This is a genomic window from Pedobacter sp. UBA5917, assembly GCF_002432345.1.
Taxonomy (GTDB): Bacteria; Bacteroidota; Bacteroidia; order Sphingobacteriales; family Sphingobacteriaceae; genus Pedobacter.
Window position 1 is genome coordinate 1 of record NZ_DJDT01000337.1, and the last position, 2,826, is coordinate 2,826.

Below are 2,826 nucleotides of genomic sequence, written 5' to 3' on the forward strand. Positions count from 1 at the left end.
TCGGCTCTTCCGATAAATCAAGCATGTGTGATGAAAACAAAGGTTTTCCGGTTTCAGCGAAGAATTTTTCACCGTGGTCTAAAAGTCCATCAATCCAAGGCAATAATTTTTTAGCGGCGTGGTCGGTATGTAAAACCACGGCAACACCATAATGCTCTGCCAATAAATGTACATGTTTAGCTGCCGATACAGCACCTAAAATACATGCTTGCAATTTCTCGTTATCTAACGATTTACCAGCATAAAACTGTGCACCTCCGTTTGATAACTGAATCATAACAGGCGAATTTACTGCCTTTGCAGTTTCCAATACCGCGTTAACCGTATTGGTACCGGTTACGTTTACTGCTGGTAAAGCAAACTGATGTTTTTTAGCCTGCTCAAATAATTCTTGAACGGCATCTCCGTAAATTACGCCTTTGTAGCCTTTTAAACTCATTTCTTGTTAATTTTATTAAGTCCGAAGTTATAAAAAAAAATAACATTACAAGCTTTTGTAACAACAGAATTATTTGCCTAACAGCAAAATAAGGCCTATTTAGTGTAAAAAACACATTATCCTTAGTGTAAAAAAGACACACTATAGTTTTCAATTCGCAGTTGGCAGTGGGTAAATACAAGTTTTCTATCACTACAGCTATTGGCGATTAACCATCAACCAGTTAACTATCGACTATTTTTACAGCTAATAAGGTCCGAGTTTATTTTATTTTTCGTTTCTTTGCAATCCAATTCTTTAAAAAATTATATGGCTTGGTTTAAAAGAGAGAATAAAGGTATCATTACCACAACTGAAGAGAAAAAGGAAGCACCGGATGGTTTGTGGAATAAATGTCCAAATTGTAAGAAACCGCTACATCAGGCAGAACTTCAGGAAAACAAATACGTTTGCCATTACTGCGATTATCACCTGAGGGTAGGTTCAAAAGAATATTTTGAGGTTTTATTTGACAATAACGAGTTTAAAGAGCTGTTCCCTAATTTAACTTCAGGCGACCCTTTAAACTTTAACGATAACAAACCTTACACTGATAGGATTAAAGAAAGTCAGGCTAAAACAGGCCTAAAAGACGCTATCCGTGCAGGTGTAGGTAAAATTGAAGGTCAGGAGCTGGTAATTGCCTGTATGGATTTCGCTTTCATCGGTGGATCAATGGGTTCGGTTGTGGGCGAAAAAATTGCCCGCTCTATCGATTACAGTATCAAACATAAAGTTCCTTTCCTGATGATCTCAAAATCAGGTGGTGCACGTATGATGGAAGCCGCATTTTCGTTAATGCAAATGGCTAAAACATCAGCTAAACTGGCGCTATTGGCACAGGCTAAAGTTCCATACATTTCTTTATTAACCGATCCAACTACTGGTGGTGTAACGGCATCTTATGCCATGCTTGGCGACATCAATATTGCCGAACCAGGTGCATTGATCGGTTTTGCCGGCCCAAGGGTAATTAAAGAAACCATTAAAAAAGATTTGCCAAAAGGTTTCCAAACCGCAGAATTCGTTCTGGAGCACGGTTTCCTTGATTTTATTGTTGATAGAAGAGCCATGAAAGCTAAATTAGGCGCTTTTATTAAGATGATGAACAATTAATATGGTTCATTAGTTCATTGGGCATTGGTTCATTAGTGCAATCGAACCAATAAACAAGTGACAAATTAACCATTAAACCATAATAAGAAAAGCAGGGCTTGAATAACTACGGTTAGTTCAGTCCTGCTTTTTGCTTGTAGTCCCGATTAGAAAAAAATCGGGAGCTACCGCGGCAATCAGGTTTATTTTACGCAGGCCTGTAATTCTTTGGAATGGCAGTTCCTAGCGAGTATTATAACCACCCTAATCTGCGAGCACCTTTTGAATGAACCGGAACAGGCTATCCAATTGAAGGGGGATTAAGAAACCTTCAAAATTCCACAACCTTTCCGAAGAACGTATCCGGCATCAGAAGATTTGGAAGCAAATACAAATAAATCTTTGTTGCAGCTTCATTTCAATAAGCACTGAAGCAAGAAATCCTACGAGTGTTGCAGAAACCAACAAAAACCTCTAACGCTCGCACGGCTTAGGATTGCGTTTAAAGATTTATTTAGGATTTGCAACAAAGGTTCGCAAGCCTTGATTTATTCATTTGTGTTTATTGCTTTTAATTGTATTCATGAGCTCACAGAAATGCTCGGTTTTTGTTTCTTTTTTATCAAGAAAAAAGAAAGAGCCGTTCCGGCGGTGAGGAAAAACACTCAGTTTTTTCGTATTTTTAGCTTAACCAAACTAAAAATCAGATGAAAAAACTATTATTACTCTCCTTCCTTATCACTGCAATTATTGGGGTTCATGCGCAGGAGAAAAAAACCAAAGTACCTTACGATGAAACTTTGGCAAAAAAACTCGGTGCTGATGACTATGGGATGAAAAAATACGTGCTTGTAATCCTCAAATCAGGCCCAAATACAACTGAAACCAAAGCAAAAACCGATAGTTTATTTGCCGGCCACATGGCTAACATGGGTAAAATGGTGGAGCTGCAAAAACTCGTAGTGGCCGGACCAATGGGTAAAAACGATAAAAATTACCGTGGTATTTTCATTTTAAATACAAAATCGATCGAAGAAGCCAAGCAGTTATTAGAAAGCGACCCTGCGATTAAAGCCAAACTGCTAGAACCAGAATTGTACAACTGGTACGGATCTGCCGCGCTTTCGGAGTATTTACCCTTTCATGATAAGATACAGAAGAGTAGTTTTTAGGCTAGTTTAGCCACGGATGCACGGAGAAGCATTTACAGAGAAGTATATAATATAAAGAGTGTCATCCTGAGCTTGTCGAAG

At 38.4% G+C, this 2,826-nt stretch carries 3 protein-coding genes; 2 read left to right on the top strand and 1 reads right to left on the bottom strand.

Translation table 11 applies throughout. The features are described 5' to 3' along the window. The coding region (locus B2V92_RS23285; RefSeq protein WP_293312621.1) for a class II fructose-bisphosphate aldolase at nt 1–439 on the bottom strand (439 nt) is incomplete at its 3' end. 309 nt (nt 440–748) lie between these two features. On the opposite strand from B2V92_RS23285, the gene accD reads away from it, so the two are divergent. Next, nucleotides 749–1,594, top strand: a complete 846-nt coding sequence (accD, locus tag B2V92_RS23290) for an acetyl-CoA carboxylase, carboxyltransferase subunit beta (RefSeq protein WP_293312623.1) — start codon at nt 749–751, stop codon at nt 1,592–1,594. A 686-nt stretch (nt 1,595–2,280) separates the two neighbouring features. Further along, nucleotides 2,281–2,745, top strand: coding sequence for a YciI family protein (locus B2V92_RS23295; protein WP_293312625.1), 465 nt, complete (start codon nt 2,281–2,283; stop codon nt 2,743–2,745). Nucleotides 2,746–2,826 lie beyond the last annotated feature (81 nt).

Bases quoted from the DNA above. Each gene is read 5' to 3' on its own strand.
- accD (WP_293312623.1), top strand. From the start codon at position 749: ATGGCTTGGTTTAAAAGAGAGAATAAAGGTATCATTACCACAACTGAA.
- B2V92_RS23295 (WP_293312625.1), top strand. From the start codon at position 2,281: ATGAAAAAACTATTATTACTCTCCTTCCTTATCACTGCAATTATTGGG.